Source organism: Variovorax sp. 38R, from assembly GCF_014843395.1.
Classification (GTDB): Bacteria; Pseudomonadota; Gammaproteobacteria; order Burkholderiales; family Burkholderiaceae_C; genus Variovorax; species Variovorax paradoxus_H.
In genome coordinates this window covers 3,965,343-3,983,798 of record NZ_CP062121.1, presented here as the reverse complement: position 1 = coordinate 3,983,798, position 18,456 = coordinate 3,965,343, and the positions used below count along the sequence as shown (strand labels likewise).

General features: G+C 65.5%; 20 protein-coding genes and 1 pseudogene. 1 reads left to right on the top strand and 20 read right to left on the bottom strand.

The genetic code is table 11. From position 1 onward, the window contains the following. Nucleotides 1–43 precede the first annotated feature (43 nt). The 13 genes and pseudogenes from IG196_RS18345 to IG196_RS18285 form a co-directional block, all read right to left on the bottom strand. Nucleotides 44–415 (bottom strand): VOC family protein, encoded by a 372-nt coding sequence (locus tag IG196_RS18345; protein WP_192192256.1) that lies wholly within the window; start codon nt 413–415, stop codon nt 44–46. Nucleotides 416–715: 300 nt separating this feature from the next. After that, nucleotides 716–1,764 (bottom strand): annotated as a pseudogene (locus IG196_RS18340) (IS110 family transposase). A 175-nt stretch (nt 1,765–1,939) separates the two neighbouring features. Further along, a complete protein-coding gene (locus IG196_RS18335; protein WP_192192255.1) occupies nt 1,940–2,500 on the bottom strand; it encodes a hypothetical protein in 561 nt (186 codons plus the stop codon). A gap of 21 nt (nt 2,501–2,521) precedes the next feature. Continuing rightward, the gene (locus IG196_RS18330) at nt 2,522–2,731 is read right to left on the bottom strand and encodes a DUF4287 domain-containing protein (protein WP_101489970.1); all 210 of its coding nucleotides are present in this window, start codon (nt 2,729–2,731) and stop codon (nt 2,522–2,524) included. Between the two features lie 150 nt (nt 2,732–2,881). Then, on the bottom strand, nt 2,882–3,298 hold the full coding sequence (locus IG196_RS18325; protein ID WP_192192254.1) for a VOC family protein: 417 nt from the start codon (nt 3,296–3,298) through the stop codon (nt 2,882–2,884). A gap of 795 nt (nt 3,299–4,093) precedes the next feature. Continuing rightward, the gene (locus IG196_RS18320; protein ID WP_192192253.1) at nt 4,094–4,522 is read right to left on the bottom strand and encodes a hypothetical protein; all 429 of its coding nucleotides are present in this window, start codon (nt 4,520–4,522) and stop codon (nt 4,094–4,096) included. Between the two features lie 45 nt (nt 4,523–4,567). Then, entirely contained in the window at nt 4,568–5,020 is a 453-nt protein-coding gene (locus IG196_RS18315; RefSeq protein ID WP_192192252.1) for a hypothetical protein, read from the bottom strand. After that, nucleotides 5,017–5,265 (bottom strand): DUF1272 domain-containing protein, encoded by a 249-nt coding sequence (locus IG196_RS18310; protein ID WP_192192251.1) that lies wholly within the window; start codon nt 5,263–5,265, stop codon nt 5,017–5,019. The genes IG196_RS18315 and IG196_RS18310 overlap by 4 nt, the downstream gene beginning before the upstream one ends. 66 nt (nt 5,266–5,331) lie before the next feature. Then, on the bottom strand, nt 5,332–5,850 hold the full coding sequence (locus IG196_RS18305) for a GNAT family N-acetyltransferase (RefSeq protein WP_192192250.1): 519 nt from the start codon (nt 5,848–5,850) through the stop codon (nt 5,332–5,334). Nucleotides 5,851–5,965: 115 nt separating this feature from the next. After that, a complete protein-coding gene (locus IG196_RS18300) occupies nt 5,966–6,493 on the bottom strand; it encodes an AAA family ATPase (RefSeq protein ID WP_192192249.1) in 528 nt (175 codons plus the stop codon). Nucleotides 6,494–6,560: 67 nt separating this feature from the next. Next, the gene (locus IG196_RS18295) at nt 6,561–6,944 is read right to left on the bottom strand and encodes a DUF1016 N-terminal domain-containing protein (RefSeq protein ID WP_225616716.1); all 384 of its coding nucleotides are present in this window, start codon (nt 6,942–6,944) and stop codon (nt 6,561–6,563) included. A 45-nt stretch (nt 6,945–6,989) separates the two neighbouring features. Next, nucleotides 6,990–7,250, bottom strand: a complete 261-nt coding sequence (locus IG196_RS18290) for a hypothetical protein (RefSeq protein WP_192192247.1) — start codon at nt 7,248–7,250, stop codon at nt 6,990–6,992. A gap of 296 nt (nt 7,251–7,546) precedes the next feature. Further along, nucleotides 7,547–8,041: an Lrp/AsnC family transcriptional regulator gene (locus IG196_RS18285; RefSeq protein ID WP_192192246.1), complete on the bottom strand. Its 495-nt coding sequence runs from the start codon at nt 8,039–8,041 to the stop codon at nt 7,547–7,549. A gap of 65 nt (nt 8,042–8,106) precedes the next feature. Between IG196_RS18285 and ilvB the strand changes: the two genes are divergently transcribed. Next, nucleotides 8,107–9,900 carry a biosynthetic-type acetolactate synthase large subunit gene (ilvB, locus tag IG196_RS18280; RefSeq protein ID WP_192192245.1) on the top strand — a complete coding sequence of 598 codons (1,794 nt, stop codon included), beginning with the start codon at nt 8,107–8,109 and terminating at the stop codon, nt 9,898–9,900. 101 nt (nt 9,901–10,001) lie between these two features. Here ilvB and IG196_RS18275 read toward each other — a convergent pair whose 3' ends face one another. From IG196_RS18275 to IG196_RS18245, 7 genes are all read right to left on the bottom strand, one after another. Next, nucleotides 10,002–11,207, bottom strand: a complete 1,206-nt coding sequence (locus IG196_RS18275; protein WP_192192244.1) for a hypothetical protein — start codon at nt 11,205–11,207, stop codon at nt 10,002–10,004. Between the two features lie 443 nt (nt 11,208–11,650). Next, on the bottom strand, nt 11,651–13,372 hold the full coding sequence (locus IG196_RS18270; RefSeq protein WP_225616715.1) for a hypothetical protein: 1,722 nt from the start codon (nt 13,370–13,372) through the stop codon (nt 11,651–11,653). A 23-nt stretch (nt 13,373–13,395) separates the two neighbouring features. Next, on the bottom strand, nt 13,396–14,034 hold the full coding sequence (locus tag IG196_RS18265; RefSeq protein ID WP_192192243.1) for an FMN-binding negative transcriptional regulator: 639 nt from the start codon (nt 14,032–14,034) through the stop codon (nt 13,396–13,398). Between the two features lie 10 nt (nt 14,035–14,044). Then, nucleotides 14,045–15,034 carry an alpha/beta hydrolase fold domain-containing protein gene (locus tag IG196_RS18260; RefSeq protein ID WP_225616714.1) on the bottom strand — a complete coding sequence of 330 codons (990 nt, stop codon included), beginning with the start codon at nt 15,032–15,034 and terminating at the stop codon, nt 14,045–14,047. After that, on the bottom strand, nt 15,031–16,692 hold the full coding sequence (locus tag IG196_RS18255) for an ABC transporter ATP-binding protein (RefSeq protein ID WP_192192242.1): 1,662 nt from the start codon (nt 16,690–16,692) through the stop codon (nt 15,031–15,033). Before IG196_RS18255 ends, IG196_RS18260 begins: the two co-directional genes overlap by 4 nt. After that, nucleotides 16,689–17,504 (bottom strand): ABC transporter permease, encoded by an 816-nt coding sequence (locus tag IG196_RS18250; protein WP_225616713.1) that lies wholly within the window; start codon nt 17,502–17,504, stop codon nt 16,689–16,691. Before IG196_RS18250 ends, IG196_RS18255 begins: the two co-directional genes overlap by 4 nt. Beyond that, a complete protein-coding gene (locus IG196_RS18245; protein ID WP_099790235.1) occupies nt 17,501–18,445 on the bottom strand; it encodes an ABC transporter permease in 945 nt (314 codons plus the stop codon). The genes IG196_RS18250 and IG196_RS18245 overlap by 4 nt, the downstream gene beginning before the upstream one ends. Between the last annotated feature and the right edge of the window lie 11 nt (nt 18,446–18,456).

Sequence of the window (18,456 nt, the reverse complement as noted above, 5' to 3'; positions counted from 1 at the left end):
AAATAAGAATTATTCTCATTGTATGACGACTGTGCACCTATGGCTACGTTCGGGGCTGCTGCACCAGTTGAAGCTCGTTGCCGGCGGGGTCGCGCAATGTGGCGAGGATGCCGCCCCATGACTGCGGCTCGGGGAGGCCGCTGAAGGCGACGCCGAGCGACGAGAGTTCGGTGTACTTCGACTGGATGTCTTCCACGTCGAAAGACAGGCCTGTGAAGCGGCCCACCAGGGCCTGGTCTTCTGCTGGGGCATCTTCATCGACACGTTCGACCACGAGACTCATCGGACCTGCGCCGAACACGCAAAAGCCTTGTTCGCGTCCGTCGGCTTTCAGGGGCAGGCCGAGGGTCTCTTCATAGAAGCGGGAGGCGAGGGCAAGGTCTTTGACGAAGATGCGGGCGGTGTGAAGCTGCATGGTGTCTTATATGGACGCCTCCCGTGTGGCAAGCGAGTTCTTGAAGTTCCGGCTGGCGGTAATGACTGCGGTCTTATATCCGGCCTGTTTGTGCAGATCGGACCGAAGTCCGCCCGCTGGCCTTGATGGTCATGCGCGGGGTCGGTGCTCATCTCCATCGCGGGCTTCGCGCGAGGGCTTGCCCGAGACAACATTCAGCTTTACCCGACCCGCGGTCCGACCGCTTCACCATCACTTCATCGACTCGACTCACGCACTCTTTGCGGCTTCCACTCCTGTGGTTGTTGTCTCAGGTTGTTGCTAAGCCGCCTGCGCTCGCGCGCCGCAGCCACTTGGTGGAGTGCTTTTCCACTCCGATTGGTACGCCCGCCCGTGCGCCACCAGCGCCCAGGCCGTGCGAGCCATCTTGTTGGCCAACGCCACCACCGCCACATTCAGCGGCCGGCGTCGCAGCAGTTCCTCCAGCCACGTGGGCATGTCCTTGGCGTGCGTGATCACCGCACGCGCACCGTGGATGAGCAATGTCCGCAGGTAGGGGTCGCCGCGCTTGCTCAGGTGCCCGATGCGGGTCTTGCCGCCCGTGCCGCTGTGCGCAGGCACCAGCCCCAGGCTGGCTGCGAACTCCCGTCCCGAGCGCCAGCCGCTGGCGTCACCAGCGTTGCGGCCAGCGCCGTTGCACCGAGCACGCCGATGCCCGGCACCTCGCGCAGCGTGCGCGCCTTGTCCAACTGGCGCTGCTGCCCGGCGATCTCGGTTTCGAGCTGATCGATGCTGCGCTCGACTCCTTTGAGCGCTTCGAGCTGCAGGTCGACCAGCCCACGCATCAACGGCGGCAGCTTGTCGTCAATATCGGCGCGCTTGACTGCGATCGTCTTTAGTCCGGCCTTCTTGCCGCCTGGCAGCACCACGCCAAATTCGTACAGCAAGCCTCGCAGCATGTTGAGCGTGGCCGTGCGCACGCTCACCCAGTGCGAGCGCACTCGATGCAGCGACATCACCGCCTGCTGCTCCTTGCTCTTGACCGGTGCGCGGCGAATGTCCGAGTGCTGCGCGGCCAGCCAGATCGCTCGGGCATCGGCTGCGTCGTCTTTGTTGCCGCGCACAAATGCACGTACCTGGCGTGCCGGCAACAACTCCACCTGATGTCCCAGAGCACCCAACTCGCACGCCCAGTGGTGCGCGCTGCCGCACGCCTCCATCGCCACGCGTGCCGGCTGCAACTGGGCGAAGAACTCGCTCAGCTTGGCCCGACCGAGCTTCCTGCGCCCGATCTCGCCCGTCTCGCTATTGACCCAATGAAGCTGCATCACGTTCTTTGCAATGTCCAAGCCATACGTCGTACGATCCATTTCGGGGCCTCCGTCTGTAAGTGGGTAGATCGAACTTCCACTTTGGCACTCGATGCCGTTGACTGCGAGGCCCCCCTTCCTTGCCCACATCCCCAGCGCTCGCAATCGCTCAGTTAGGGGGAGGCGTCCATACCATCTCCTGGCTCGGGGTGAGGCGCATGCCAGGCGGGGACCTTCAGTGAAGGGCGCCCGCAAGGCGCTCGAAGTGGCGCTGATAGACATTCGCGTAGTTGTTGCCGACCTGGCAGCACGTGATGTCTCCGTAGCTCACCACGGAGGGTGTGTCTGCCCAGTTGCCGGCCCCCGTGAAATGCTCGATTTGCAGCGAATCGCCTTCGATCTGAACAATCCGCCCGATCAAGAACTCGTTGAGTTCGCCGGCCTCGCATTCCACGATCATCAGCGCTTGACGCAAGGTCAGCTGCGCAATCAATGTGCGCCAACTGCGCACGTCGAACTCGAATTCAAAGGGAACCTGCACTCCCAAGCCTTCCTCGAAGATCAGCTGCTTCTGAAGGCTGTTGGTGGCCGTCAATTCCACCTGCGTGATGTCCTCGGTTCTGAGTGCCATCAGGCCGTCCAGTCGGAAGTCGTAGACGTACTGAATCAGGACCAGTTCTGACGAGACCGCCAGCACGAAGCCCTGGATTTGCGAATCGTCGATGCCCGTCCGGTAGATCGAGACAAGATCACGATCCTCCAAATGCTGTTCGAGCTGCTGCTTCTGGGGTGTCATTGAGGAGCGGTAGGGCCAGTGTTACTTCTTCGCAAGAAACGCCGCAACCAACGCATTCGCATGCCCATGACCCATCTTGTGCTGGGTCTTGAGTTGGCTCACAAGCTCCATGTGCTTCAGAGGTCCTGCAGCCTGAAGAATGTCCATCCAATGCGAAATCGGCTGGCCGTAGTTCTTCTCGATGGAGGGGAAGTACGAGGCGGGTCCTTTTACCTTGGCGGTCTCGGTCATGAGCGGCTCTTTCTTAGGTTGAGAGTGCGGTTCGTGCAAGGCCCGAAGGCCGGTTGCTGAAGCGGCATCGACGTGATCGGTGCTGGCCGGATTCTTACCTATCCATGTCGCCAGGCATTGCCATGCGCCACGAGGGCAGGCGATGTCACCTTACTGTTGCCAGCTCCTGTTGCTGGCATTGGGCTGGATCAGGTCCCACATGTTCCCGTACAGGTCTTTGAACACAGCCACGACCCCGTGCGGCTGTTCTTCCGGCGGGCGAACGAACTCCACGCCTGCGGCCTTGTACTTTTCATAGTCGCGCCAGAAGTCGTCCGTGTACAGGAAGAGGAGGACGCGACCTCCGGCCTGATCGCCGACGGCGCGTTGCTGTTCCGGCGTTGACGCTTGCGCCAGGAGCAGGCTCGCCCCTGATCCGCCCTGAGGCCTGACCACGACCCATCGCTTTCCTTGCGCAGGCACGGGCGTGTCTTCGACGAGCTCGAAGCCCAGTGTGCCGACGAAGAATTCGAGCGCCTTGTCGTAGTCGAGGACCACCAGGGAGATGAGGCCGAGTGATTGATGCATGGGGTGTGGTCGGAAAAATCAGGGATGGTAAGGCGATCAGGTCGACCCGCCACAGAGAAGACGGGTCTGTGCTCCTGGTCGCCTGATCGCACGCTGAGCCAACTAGTACCTTTGGTTTGACGTCGCCGGGTCGCTCGGAACCGAAACTTAGTTCGTAGACGCGATGGCCGCATTCACTACCGAGAAATCGGAGGTGCTGAACTCGAGTCCCACTTTGATATTCGTACGCATCTCTGCATGTGGGAACCGCCCCAATCTATTCACCCATCCCCTGAGCAAGAGGTCATCGACGCCGATATAGATATCGATTTGACGAAAACCTCGGTGTATGGCGGTCACCCGATGACACCTCACACCATCGACGCATGCAAATTTGCGAAAGCGTGGCCGCGCGAGGGTCGAAAACAGGCCATCACCTTCTTCGCGGAACAGGAGAGACCAGATGGTGAAAGCGGACCCCCTGGACACGCCGGTTGCGCCAGCAACTGCCATGAGGAGAGATTCCTCCTGTTCCAGTTCCGCGGGCGAGTTGTAGTGCTGGCTCCAGTAGTACGGATTCCCCGAGTCCAAGCCAACTTGCGAGCGTGAGATCAAGTGCTGTTTCGGCCTGTAGGGATGCGGGCTGCTGAAGCGAAATTTGAAGTCTGCAGGCCGCCGAAAAAGCTGTCTCGAATGACATCGGCGAAGACTTCGGCCGATCCAGCTCTTGGACGAAGCCCGAATCAGCATAGGAGTCCATGGCGCGGTATCGCGAAGCCACTTGTTCGAGCAGGCCTCGGGCGCTGGAGAAACGTGTCATTGGGGAGAGTCGCTAGCGAGCTGAGTTGCGGAGGCACCAAGGGAGAGTGCCGGGCGCCAGTGAACGTTGACGGGATATTTTCGACAGTGCTTGAAGCAGAGAAAAATCGCTACGACGGCGTTGGCCTGAAACCATTTATCGGACATCAACCTCAGTTCCCCAGCGCCGAAAGCGAGCATGGTGCCATCGGGAAATATCGGGCTTGGCTTGTCGTGGAATGCACGCACCATGGTCGAAGATAAAGCGTCGAAGCGTTCAACCATGCACGTGACGCCGCCGCCAGCCACTTGAAGGTAGTTGCCCTGATCGTCGGTCAGCGAGGCAAACGAATGCCGACCGTAGCTACGAAGCGCGAGAAGCCTGCTTTCCAGTACACGGTCGGAAGGCGCGGTCAAAGTGGAAAAATTCTGACCTTCAAATTTCATGATTCGATAGCTGGCTGGAATATTCGGTTCTGGCCGCGTCCCGCCCTATTCAGGCTGTGGAAGGACAAGATTATTGAGCGCCTCTTGAAGACTCCACTGCTGCCACCCAGGCTGCGCAATCGAACCATCCGAGCGCAGTGAAGAAAGGTTGAATCCTTCTTCTACATCCTCGAAGTACATGGCGACGGTGCGGTTCATCGCAACAATGAAAACGGTCTCGCATTCACCTGAGCGCTCGATAGCCGCGAGACGAAATGGAATGCGGTACTGCGCAAAAATTTCCCGCTCCGTCAGCGTGCACTCTGAGAGTTGGAGTTCTACCAAGGCTTCAAGCTCACTGGCAGAAATCGGCGACCATTCCATGATTTCTCCCGCTCGGACTTTGATGGAAGGATCCTGTTCGAACAGTTTTTGAGGGCCTCGCGACGTAGCCATCAACGTCTGTTCTTCCTGGCCACTGGCAGTCGTCGGTGAGACGAATCTGGCTAGGCGCTTCACGATGCCGCTGCGCAACCTTCCGGCTTGAACACCCGCGTAGTCGACCCCGGAAACTTCTCAAGCGTGGCAGCCGGCCGCGACGGACGCGGAAGCAACTCCCCGCCGCAGTTCGGGCATGTGCCTGCGAGGCGTCCACTTGCGCATTCACTGCAGAACGTGCACTCGAAAGAACAGATCCGGGCATCGGCTGAATCCGGCGGCAAGTCTCGGTTGCAGCATTCACATCCGGGGCGCATTTGGAGCATGGCGAAACCTCAGAGAGAGTTTTGTCGGTTGAGCTTAAACGAGGGCAAGGCGGTCGATGGCGGAAGTCAGTCCGTCGGTCCAACAGGCCCGAGTGCAAGGCTCATCGGCTGCACCGTCAGATGCGAGTGTTCCCGCAGCGGCTCCAACGCACCATCGGGGCGGAAGCCGCAAGCTGCGTACAGGCGCATCGCCGGCGTATCTCCGGCAGTGACACCCAAGCGAACGCGGTTCACGCCAACGCTCTCGGCCCAAGAAACCGCCTCGTTGAGCAAAGCACGACCGGCCCCCATTCCTCGCGATGCGGGATCGATCCACATCTGGAAAAGGTCGGCGACAGCCGGTTCATCGCTGGACAACTTGCACCAGATCAGACCGCAGGCGTCGTCGCGATTGAACGCGAAAAGGACACGATCCTTCCCGGACGAAGCAGCCGCGGCAATTCGAGCGGACCACATCGCATCGGTTTTCGTGGACTCTGCTTCATGCGTGCTTCCGAAGGCGTCTGGGGAGTCGAGCAACGCCCGCAGACGCATGTCCCGATAGGTCTTCCACTCATCCGATTTCGCTGGGTGTACCGAGATCAAAAAATCACCTTCTGGTTAAGAGCGGAGGGACTGAGCTTGCGATGGCATCGAACGCAAACTCGAGTCCGAGTCGATGGCACCCAGGAAGGCATCGATGAAACGTGAGCGCATCGATTTACCGCTCACGCACGTGCCGCCAGATCAAGTCCGCCGCCTCACCCGCACTGACAAGCGCCGAATCAACCACCAAGCGCTCCGTGCCCCAAGCCTCGTAGTCATGCCGAAGCACAGCCTCCCAGCTCGGCAGCGCAAAGCCCGCAATGTCGGCTTCCCGGCTCTCCACACGCCTGCGGTGTTCCGCAACGTCGGAGCACACGACTTCAACCTCGACCAAATGCGACGAGGTCTCCGCCGCCACGGTGCGCCATGCTTGGCGCGTGACCGACAGCGGGTTGACGCAATCGGCGATCACGGACATGCCAAGTGCGAGGTTGGACTTGGCCAGCTCGTAGGCCACGATGTAGCCCGCTGGGCCCACGTCTTCAGCGCTCCCGCTCGCAGTTTTCAGCGCGTGCTCGATAGCGTCGATGCGCAGGTAGACGGACGGGACGCGCGCCACGAGTTCGCGCGCGATGGTGGTCTTGCCTGTGCCGGGCAGTCCGCTCAGGACAATCAGCGTTCGATGTTTCGAAGTCGATCTCATCGAGATGGGTTGGCTTCAATGAAAGGCCGGTCGTCGGCGACCGGGTCTTTGAGTGCGGTTCTACTGCTCAAGCGCCCGGTCTGGGAGAGGGCACGCGCAGGTAGAACTCGCGCTCCTCCTCGTGCTTGGTACGGTCGAGAACGTGCAAGTGCGAGGACCACGGAATTTCTCTCAACAGTGTTGAGAGTTTTGACCCCGGTGAATAAGCCTGAAAAAACTGCCGCATGCGCCACAGGTTCTGGGCTGAAAAGCCGCGCCGACCCGGCTCACGCTGGGCGATGTAGGCCGCCAGTTGCTCCACGCTTTCCTTGGCCCAACCATCGGCTTCGATGCGCTGAATTGATCCATCGCCAGATTGTCTCGCACGGGGAGCGTTTCCCGGGGGCAAGAGGCGGCGGGGAGGGGCACTTTCGATGGCAGGGCTGCCAAGCGAAATGACGCATGGCTGCACGCGCGCCGTCCCTGGTTTGCGATCGCCGGCTGGCAATCGCGCGCATCACCCCTGCGCCGCTCTCCCCACCCCACACGCCTGAAACAACCCCATCGCATCCCGCGCCAGCTCCGCCGCAATCCACAGCACGTTGTCCAGGTGTTCCGGCCCCGCATCTTCAAACCAGCGGTTGCCGTCGCCATGGCAGCACCACAGCAGCGAGTTCAGTTGCGCGAGTTTGTTTTCGAGGAGGTCCGACGGGGTGGGCCCGCAGGCGGTGTCGGGGGATACCGGCGTGCGAGGCCGGGCTATAGTTGAAGTAGCCATTTGGTGTGCTTGCTTTCTAAAGTGATTGCACGACTTGTGGTTAGACGGCTGGGGTGCTGACACACCCCGGCCGTCGCCTTTTGTGCCTCGCGTTCGCACCGATGCGCATTGCCGCATCGATGACCCGCCGCGAGGCGAAGCGGTCCTGCCTTCCTTGCCCACATAGCGGGGTGTCGGATGACAGGGGCATCCACTGTAGAGAAGCGCGGCACCCGCTGGTGGGCCGAATGCGCCAGTAAGTCTCGAATCGCGCGGATAAGTGACGTGGCGGGCAGATAGAGAAGAGCAGGGCGCCGTCAGATCAGCGGCACGGTCGCTTCCTTCAGCACGCGCAGCACGAAGTGCGACTTGCTGTGGCGAATGCCGGGAATCTTGTAGAGCTTTTCGCGCAGCAGTCGCTCGTAGTCGCGCGTGTCGCGCACGGCGATGCGGATGTAGTAGTCGTAGTCGCCCGACACGAGGTAGGCCTCCTGGATCTCGGGAATGGTGGCGAGGGTGCGGCCGAAGTCGTACAGGGTTTCGTCGGTGTGGCTTTCGAGGGTGACCTGCACGATGACCGAGTCGTGGTACCCGAGCTTGGCCGGGTCGATGTCGACGGTGTAGCGCTTGATGACGCCCGAGGCCTCGAGTTTCTTGATGCGCGTCCAGCAGCTGGTGGGCGACAGGCCGACCTCGTTGCCGATCTCCTGCAGGGTCTTGCGCGAGTCGAGCAGCAGCACCCGCAAGATCGCCAGATCGGTCTTGTCGAAAGATCCTTCGCTGTCTGATGGGGTTTGGCGATTGGTTTTCATGTTTCGAGCTTAAACAGCCAAAAGAAAGAAGCAAATTCTGCCTCAAGAGCGGAAGAATTGACGGCATGCGACTGCTCGACCTTCCCCCCACATCCTCGCCCTCCCTCTCGCCGGCCCTGCCCGAGACCGAGACCCCACTCCGCGTGCGCAACGGCGCCGAAGCGCTGCTCGACACGCTGGTCGCGTGCGGCGTCGACACGATCTTCGGTTACCCCGGCGGCGCGGCGCTGCCGCTGTACGACGCGCTGCACGGCGAACCCCGGCTGCGCCACGTGCTGGTGCGCCACGAACAGGCGGCGGTGCATGCGGCCGAGGGCTATGCGCGCAGCACGGGCCGCGTGGGCGTGGTGCTGGTCACGTCGGGGCCGGGCGTGGGCAACACGATCACGGGGCTGCTCGACGCGATGAGCGATTCGGTGCCGGTGCTGTGCATCAGCGGGCAGGTGTCGACGGCGGTGATCGGCACGCAGGCGTTCCAGGAAAGCGACGCGCTGGGCATGTCGCGCCCGGTGACCAAGTGGAACCGCCAGGTGCGCGCGGCCGACGACGTGCCCGCGCTGGTGCGCCGCGCGCTCGACATCGCCACCACCGGCCGCCCCGGCCCGGTGCTGCTCGACGTGCCGAAGGACATCCAGCTCATGCGCCTCACGCACGGCACCGCGCCAGCACCGCTGCGCGCCCTGCGCACGGGCCGCGCGCCGCTGCCGCCGCGGGCGATGCTGCAGCGCGCCGCCGACCTGATCTCGACCGCGCGCCGGCCGGTGCTCTACGGCGGCGGCGGGCTCATCAACTCGGGGCCGGCGGCCTGCGAGGCGTTCACGCAACTCGTGCACCGGCTGCACGCGCCGTGCACGCTCACGCTGATGGGGCTGGGCGCGTTCCCCGCGTCCGACCCGAAGTTCGTCGGCATGCTGGGCATGCACGGCATGCTCGAAGCCAACCTCGCGATGCACGAGGCGGACCTGGTGGTGTGCGTGGGCGCGCGTTTCGACGACCGCGTGACGGGCAAGCTCGACGAGTTCTGTCCGCACGCCCGCAAGATCCACATCGACATCGACCCTGGCAGCATCAACAAGGTGGTGCACGTCGACGTGCCGATGGTGGGCGACTGCGGTGCCATCGTCGAAGCGCTGCTGGGGCTGCTGCCCGAAGACTTTGCGCCCGAGCGGCTGGCGCCGTGGTGGGCGCGCATCGAGCGCTGGCGCGCCGAAGACTGCTTGGCCTTCACGCCGTCGACCGAAGAAATCCTGCCGCAGCAGCTCATGTCGTCGCTGCAGCGGGCCATCGCGGGCCGCGATGCGATCGTTTCGACCGACGTGGGCCAGCACCAGATGTGGGCCGCGCAGTACCTGCGCTTCGACAGCCCGCGCCACTGGCTCACCTCGGGCGGCGCCGGCACCATGGGCTATGGGCTGCCCGCGGCCATCGGCGCGCAGATCGCGCACCCCGACGCGCTCACGGTGTGCGTGAGCGGCGACGCCTCGGTGCTGATGAACATCCAGGAGTTGTCGACTGCCATGCAGCATCGCACCCCGGTGAAGCTGGTGCTGAGCAACAACGGCTACATGGGCATGGTGCGCCAGTGGCAGGAGCTGAACCACGGCAACCGACTGAGCCACAGCTGGAACGAGGCGCTGCCTGATTTCGTGGCGCTGGCCAAGGCCTTCGGCTGGGGGGCGCGGCGCGTGTCCGACCCGGCGGAGCTGGAAGAGGCGCTGGCCGAATGCCTGGCGAGCAAGGGGCCGTTCTTTCTCGACGTGCAGGTGGCGGCGCAGGAGAACTGCTTCCCGATGATGCCGTCGGGGTGTGGGCATCACCGGGTGATGCTGGCGAAGGACAGGTGGTACGAGGGGGAGTGAGGGCAGGGGCCTGACAACATCGCGCGGCCTCCATCGCCGCTCACCGCCGCAGACGGCGGCTGATGCGGCGACGCGCTCGGCGCACGTCGCCGCAGCGCGCCTCAGGGCGCCCGAACCGGCGTGACCTTGCGGATCACATTGCCGAAGGTGTCGGCGACATACAGCGTGCCCGCTGCATTGATCGTGAGCCCTTGCGGCTGATTGAACGTGGCAGCCTTGCCGATGCCGTCTTGCCTACCCGGAGTACCCTCTTGGCCGGCGAGCGTGGAGACCACCCCTGCCGGTGTGATCCTGCGCAACAGGCTGGTCCCGAAATCGGCCACGTAGACATTGCCGTGCGCATCGACAGCCACGCCGCGGGGATCGGAGAAGGTCGCGGAGTCCCAGGGGCCATCGGTGGCGCCGGGCGTCCCCGTCCCTGCAAATGTCGTGACCACCCCGGTGGGGGTGACCTTGCGAATTCGATGGTTGCTGCTGTCGGCGACGTAGAGGTTGCCTGACGCATCGATGGCAATGCCGTAGCCGCGCCCGAATTTCGCGGCGGTTCCCGTGCCGTTGGCAAAGCCCCGCGGGCTGCTGCCGGCCAGCGTGGTGACATTGAGGGCCGGGTCGATCTTGCGAACGACGCCGCCGTCATACTCCAGAACGTACAGATTGCCGGCAGCATCCACGGCCACCGACGTGGGCGCGTTGAAGGTGGCGCCGGCTCCGTTGCCATCGGTCGTGGTCTTCGTGCCATTGCCCGCCACCAGGCTCACATTGCCCGTCGGCGTGACCCTGAAGATTCGATGGCCTTGGGCGTCCGCGACGAAGGCGGTGTCGGTCGCATCCACGGTGAGGCCGGCGAGGTCTACGAACGGTGGGTTGGGGCCGTCGCCGGCAATCGTAATGACGTCGGCCTCGGGCGAAATCTTGCGCACGAAATTGTTTCCCCAGTCACCGATGAGCAGACCACCATCCTTGGTGGGGGCGATGCCGTAAGGCAGCAAGAACGATGCGGCCGTACCCTTGCCGTCGGCGGCGCCCGGGGTGCCGCCGGCGAACGTCTCGACCTTGGCGGCGGCGGCCGAGCAGGCCACTGTCACGTCGCTCACGTCGGCCGAGGCTTTGCCGGTGTCCTGGGTGACGGTGCAGAACTGCCACAGGGGTTGCGTACGGATGCTGACCTTGTAGTCCGAGCCCTCGGCCAGGGTCGTTGCAAAGGTGAACTTGCCATCGGCCGACAGCTGGAGGTCGTCGCCGGCATTGTTTTGCAGCACCAGGCGGCCTTCAAGGCCGGTGACCGTGCCGCCGATGGAATGGTTCACGACGGGCGGCACTGTCGCCGGAGGGGGCGGTGCGACCATCGGCAGAAAAGTACCACCACCTCCACCCCCGCCGCACGATGCCACTAACATGACCGCACCGGCCACGGCGCCGATTCGCGCGACCGAACTTGCTTGACTGAAACGCATCTTGACTCCTCTTTATGGTTGTATGACTCAACAAAAAGAAGCCCCCTGCCGACGGGTCTGCAGGGGGTTTCTAAATGTCAATCATTGTTAAAAAGAGTGTCTGTCGGTATCCCCAGAACTTGGTATTTTTCGCGGTCGGCCCTCTCATCTGGCGCCAGCAATGGCTCCCTGGTCCGCCAGCCAGGGGGACCTGACAACATCGCGCGGCCTTCATCGCCGCTCACCTTCACCCCAACGCTCTCCCGCAAGCGGGAGAGGGAGTCATTCATTCGGGAGCCGTACGGGGGGAGCCCCCTTCACGAATGCCCGTCCACCCGCATCTGGAAGAGGAAGTACGGCGGAATGCACGCGCCACGTCCTTCGGGTTGGCCCTCCGCCTGCGCGCAGATGTAGTCCTCGCGGCAAGGCTTCTGCGCCGAGCAGCTGCGCAGGTTGCCCGGCCGCGTGTGCTTGCTCAGGCAATCGCCAAACGGTTGCTTCGCCGCCAGACACTGGTTGAAGTCGCCGAGGATGGCGATGCCCCCGCAGGTGCCGTTCGGGTCTTTCGGATCGCAGCGGCCCGAGCACATGCCACCAGGGAAGCCGACGGATGTCTTCTCGCAGACCGAATCTGCACCCTCGCAGGTCGTGGCCATGGTGCGCGGCAGCTTCTGCGCGCGATCACGCCACGGGTCGGCCGATGCGGTGATGCGCGTGGGCTCGCAGCTCGCGCCCACGGTGGCTTTTTCAGGCGCGTCGTTCGCGTCGTCCGGCGCGGCCAGCGGGCGGAACGGGTCGGGCACGGGCGTTGTCAGCGCCGCCTTCACATAGCGTTCGCGCCGGGCCAACTCATCTTGCAGGTGCGGCGAGTGTGGCAACGCGAGTGCATTGCCGGTCGTGAAGGTGCGCGAGGCGCCGCGCCGGTCTACGCCCAGCAGGTGAAAGCCCGCGACTGCGCGGCTCTGGTGGCAACCCGCGCAGCTCAGGTCGTCGAGCCGGCGCAGCACGGCCTGCGGTGACTGCAGCGTGCGGCTGCCGGGCACGGGCTGCCAGTCGCCGGGCGCGAACAGCTGTTCGAAGGGGCGGTTCGCCAATCGCTCGAGGCCGCGCGGTGCGACGGAGACAGACTCGGTCGCCAGAAAGCGATCGGGGATGCGCACGGTGGCGGTGTCGAGCGCGCGCAGTGTGTCGGGTTGCTGCAGCCATTGCAGCAGCGCCTTGCGCAGCGGGGCGTCGGCCTTGAGCTTCGCAATGTCGGGCGTGTTCTCCAACGGGCCTGCGTCGAAGCGCTGCGTGCCCGCGTTCCAGCGGAAGGCGCGCAGCAAATATTCGGCATGGCCGCCGAGGTCGGGCCGCACGGCCGAGGGCCAGCGCACGCTCTGCAGGTTGGTCGTCACCTGCGCGATGCGGGCTTGCGCGAGTTGCTGCGGCGCGAGCGGGCCGTCGGCCGACACGAGCCAGCGGCCGAGGGCTTCGTCCTTCATGGCTGCCTGCGGCGGCTGCCAGCGCCGCGCGGCGCTGGCGCAGCTGCCGTCGGCATCGGGCGCATCGCCGCGCAGCTCGACGGCGACGGTCATCGGCAGGCGCGACTGCATCGCGGCCGAGCGGTACGCCAGCCGGTACACGAGCCGTGTCTCGCCGCAGGCGCCGGGCTGGAAGGGGCGGCGGTCCATGCGGTTGGCGACGCCGACCAGTTCGAAGAAAGCGTCGGGGCTGGCAAGCCAGCGCGCGTCGAAGATCCGGTGCGGGTAGCGCGCAATGCCGACGCCGGCTTGCGGGTCGCGGCGCTGCAGGGCGGCGAGGCTGCCCTTCAGCGGATCGGCGATCGATTGCCAGGCGGGCGAGCGTGTGAGTGCTTGATTGGTGGCGATGCCGCTCGCAGCAGAGGGCACGTCGAACCAGTGGCCGAAACCGGCGCCGGCTTTCTCGGCAGCTTGCAGCGCAACGGGCGAGGTGACGAGCAGTACCGGGTCGGCCGCGTGGGCGAACGAGGACGCGAGCGCGAGGCCGGCGATGAGGAGGTGAAGTAGGCGTGGCACGCGGACGATTGTGCCGCCGCGATTCAGCCCGCCACCGTCGACGTCATCTGCTGCCGCATGAGCCCGGCCACGGCCACGCCCTGCGCATCGCCCAGCCGCTCCAGCGCGGCAATCACGCCCGTGCGGTCGTCTTCTGAACGGTCCTGGTTGAGCTTGAACTTGCCTTCGAGCACGCGCACCGGAATCTCGACCGCCGCGATCATGTCCAGGCGCGGCGCCACGAAGTCGAAGGGCATGGCGTCGAAGTCCCAGTTGCCGCCCAGTGGCGTGTCGTACAGCGCGACGGTGCGGCGCAGCACGGCATGGATGGCCGTGCGCTCTTCGATCACGCGGGGTGTGCCGCGCGCGTGGATCGCGGTGTAGTTCCAGGTCGGGAAGGTGCTCTGCTTCACGTACCAGCTGGGCGTGATGAAAGCATGCGGCCCCTGAAAGATGGCCAGCACCTCGGCGCCCGCGCGCAGTTCGTCGAACTGCGGGTTCTTCTTCGACAGGTGCGTGGTGAGCAGGCCGGGGCCGTCGTCTTGCGCGTCGAGCAGAAAGGGCAGGTGCGTGGCGCTGGCGCCCACCGGTCCCACGGTGATGAGCGTGCCGAAGCTCCACGCGCGGATGCCGGCGTGCAGCGTCGCGAGGTCGTCTTCGATGTACGGTGTGGGCGTGTACATGGCGAAGGCTTCAGCGCGCGGCCAGCGCGTGCATCCAGCGGGCAGCGTCGTCGAAGGCGCGGCCCGCCACGTCGGCGATGGACACGGCTTCGAGAAAACCGTGGATGGTGCCGGGGTAGAGCACATCGGTCACGGCCACGCCGGCCTCGCGCAGGCGCGCGGCCATGAGCACGCTGTCGTCGTGCAGCGGGTCGCACTCGGTGATCGCCAGGCACGCGGGCGGCAGGCCCTCGAGCCGGGCCGTGAGGCTGGCCAGGCGCGGGTCGCAAGCGTCTTCGGGCCGGCGCAAGTACAGGCCGTAGAACCACACCATCATGTGCAGCGACAGGCCGTACTCGCCCGCGCCGTAGCGCACGACCGATTCGCGGTACAGCTCGGTGCTGTAGGCGCCGTAATTCAGCAGCATGCCCAGCGGCAGCGCTTCGCCCGCGTCGCGCAGCACGAGGCAGGCGCCCACCGACAGGTTGGCACCCGCCGAGTCGCCGCCGATGAAGAGCTGCACGGGATCGATGTCGAGCGCGCCCGCATTCACCGCGAGCCAGCGCATCACGTCGACGCATTCGTCGTGCGGCTGCGGAAACTGCGCCTCGGGCGCCCGCGTGTAGTCGATGCCGATGACGGCGATGCCCGCGCGGCCCGCGTACTCGCGCATCACGCGGTCGTGGGTGTCGAGGCTGAACAGCACGAAGCCGCCGCCGTGGATGTAGACCAGCGCGCCCTGCAGCGTGCGCGTCTCGGGGTAGTGCACGCGGATGCCCACGTTGCCGTGGCGCGTGGGCACCTGCTGTTCGACCGTGCGTGCCATCGTCGGGCCGCCTTCGGTCCATGGCGCGCGCACCTTCTCGGCATTCGCGCGGCCTTCGGCGATCGGGATGGTGTGGCGCTTCGGGTAGCGGCCGCCCTCGGCCGCCATGAGGCGCATGAACTCGACGATCTGCGGATCGAGCGGGGGCGGGGCGGTGGGGTTCAGCCAGGTCGCGGGCAAGGAGGAGGCGGTCACGCAAACACTTTCTCGGAAGGGCGGGAGACAGATTCGGCCAGCGACGCCAGCGGCCGTGGCGTGGCTGCGAGCAGCGCCTGCGTGTACGCATGGCTCGGCTGGTCGAACACGGCGTCGCGCGGGCCTTGCTCGACGATGCGACCGCGCTCCATCACGACCACGCGGTCGGCGATCTGCTCGACGGCCGCGAGGTCGTGGCTGATGAACAGGCACGCAAAGCCGTGGTGCGCCTGCAGGCTCTGAAAGAGGCGCAGCACCTGCGCCTGGATGGTCATGTCGAGCGCGGACACGGGCTCGTCGGCCACCACGAACGCGGGCCGGCGCACCAGCGCGCGCGCGATCGCCACACGCTGGCGCTGGCCGCCCGAGAGCTCGTGCGGGTAGCGCGCACCCAGGCCGTCCAGGCCGACTTCGTCGAGCGTTTCGTGCACGCGCTTCACACGCGCGGCGGCATCGAGCGCGGGCAGGTGGCGCAGCGGCTCGGCCACGATCTCCTGCACGCGCATGCGCGGGTCGAGCGACGAGAACGGGTCTTGAAACACGAGCTGGCAGGCGAGGCGGAAGCGGTGCAGCGCGGCGCGGTCGGCACTGCGCACGTCGTCGCCGCGAAACAGGATCTGCCCCGCATGCGATGGCGCCAGCCGCAGGATGGCGCGGCCCAGCGTGGTCTTGCCCGAGCCGCTGCCGCCCACCAGCGCAACCATCTCGCCGGGATGGATGTCCAGGTCGAGCTGGTCGATGATCTGCACCGGCGCATGGCGCTTGAAGAAGCCGGCGCGCGGGCCGGGGAAGCTCACGCACAGGCCGCGCACCTGCACCAGCGGCTGCTGCAGCGCCGTCGGGGCCGGCTTCGCGGCCTGGCGACGCGGCAGGGCGTCGACCAGCTTGCGGGTGTAAGGCTGCTTCGGGTCGACGAGGATGGCGGGCACGTCGCCCGTCTCCACCATTCGGCCTTTTTCCAGCACGATGGCGCGCTGCGCATAGCGCCCGACCAGCCCGAGGTTGTGCGTGATGAGCAGCACGGCCGTGCTCTGGTCCTTCGCGAGGCCGACCATGAGGTCGAGCACTTCGCGCTGGCTCAGCGTGTCGAGCGCGGTGGTCGGCTCGTCGGCAATCAGCAGGCGCGGCTTGAGCAGCATCACGCTGGCCAGCATGATGCGCTGGCGCATGCCGCCCGAGAATTCGTGCGGGTAGGCGTGCATGCAGCGCTCGGGGTCGGCGATCTGCACGCGCCGCAGCATGTCGAGGCAGTGCGCGCGAATCTCGGCGGCCGACAGCTTGGTGTGCATGCGCAGGCCCTCGGCCATCTGCTCGCCGATGCGGTGCACTGGGTTGAGCGAGACCATCGGCTCCTGGAACACCATGCCGATGCCAGGCCCGCGGATGGGGCGCATGGCTTTCACGTCGCGCGTGCTCAGGTCTTCGCCGTCGAACACGATCTGCCCGCCGCTTTGCGCGATGCCGGGCGGCAGCAGCTGCAGGATGGCGCGCGCGGCCATGGTCTTGCCGCTGCCCGATTCGCCGACCACGGCAAGGAACTCGCCGGGGCGCACGTCGAACGAGAGGTCGTGCACCAGCGTCTGGGCGCCGCCGTGCAGGTCGATCTTCAGGTGCCGCACCGAGAGCACGGGCGCTGCGGAAGTAGAGGAATGGGTCATGACTTCTCCGTGCGCGGATCGAGCCGGTCGCGCAGCGATTCGCCCAAGAGGTTGATGCCCAGCAGCGTGAGCGCGATGCACAGGCCCGGTACCAGGCACAGCCACACGGCCGAGGCCATGTAGGGGCGCGCGCTGGAAAGCATGTTGCCCCAGGTGGGGGCGGGCGGCGGCACGCCCAGGCCGAGGAAGCTCAGGGCGCTTTCCGACAGCAGCACCCAGCCGAACATGCTGGTGGCCAGCACGGCGACGGGCGCCACGCAGTTGGGCAGGATGTGGCGCCACATGGTGTAGATCTCGCCGTTGCCGATCATGCGCGAGGCCTCGACGTATTCGCGCTCGCGCAGCGACAGCACGGTGCCGCGCACCACGCGCACCACCGAGGGCGCGTAGGCCATGCTCAGCGCGAGCACGATGCCCCACTGGTTGGCGCCCACGATCACCATCACGCCCAGCGCCAGCAGCAGGCCTGGAAAGGCCAGCAGCGTGTCGTTGAAGGCCATGAGCACGCGGTCGGTCCAGCCGCGCACGAAGCCGGCGACCACGCCGATGACGAGGCCGATGGCGGTGGCCAGCGCCACGGTGAGCAGTGCGATGAGGCAGCTGGTGGAGGCCGCGCGCATGGCGCGGCTGGCCACGTCGCGCCCGAACTCGTCGGTGCCCAGCCAGTGCGCCATCGATGGCGGCTGCAGCTTGCCGCGCAGGTCGATGCCCAGCGGGTTGTAGGGCGTCCACAGCGCGGCCACCACGGCCAGCACCAGCAGCACGCCGATGAGCACGCCGCCTACGAGGGTATGGGTCTTGATCTTTTTCACTGCACCGACACCCGGGGATCGAAGAGGGGATAGCACATGTCCACGATCAGGTTGATGACCACGTAGATGCAGGCCGTGAACAGCAGGCAGCCCTGCAGCACCGGGTAGTCGCGCGCGAAGATCGAATCGATCATCAGGCGGCCCAGGCCGGGCAGGGTGAACACCGTTTCGAGCACCGCGATGCCGCTCAGCAGATGGCCCAGGATGAGGCCGATCATGGTGAGCGTGGGGTTGAAGGCGTTGGGCAGCACGTGGCGGCGCAGCACCTGCGACTCGGGCACGCCCTTGGCGCGTGCGTGCGTCACGTATTCGAGCCGCAGCACCTCGATGGTGCTGGCGCGCGACATGCGCGTGAGCACGCCGGTCTCGACCAGCACCAGCGTGACGATCGGCAAGATGACGTACAGCAGGCCCTGCGAGAAGTCTTCCGACATGGGCACGTAGCCCACCACCGGCAGCCAGTGCAGGTACTGGCCGAAGAACATCAACAGCAGCAGGCCGAGCCAGAAGCTCGGCACCGACAGCATCAGCGTGGCCGCGCCGATGATGGCGAGGTCGGTCGGCCGGTCTTTGCGCCAGGCGGCGATGAGGCCGGCGGGCACGGCGATCAGCGAGGCCAGCGCCACGGCGGTGAGCACAATCACGGCGCTCACGTGAAAGCGCTCCCAGATCAGCGGCAGCACGGCCAGGCCGTTGGTGGTCGACACGCCCAGGTCGCCGGTGAGCGCGTGGCGCAGCCACACGAAGTACTGGGTGACCAGGGGCTGGTCCAGCCCCATCTGCTGGCGTGCGAGTTCGAGCTGCGCGGGGTCGGCGCCTTCGCCGAGCATGAGCTGCACCGGGTCGCCCGGAATCAGCCGCATGAGCGTGAAGACGGCGATCGACACCAGCAGCAGTGTCGGGACCGTCATGGCGATCCGGCGCAAGAGGTAGGCAAGCATGGCGGCGGCGC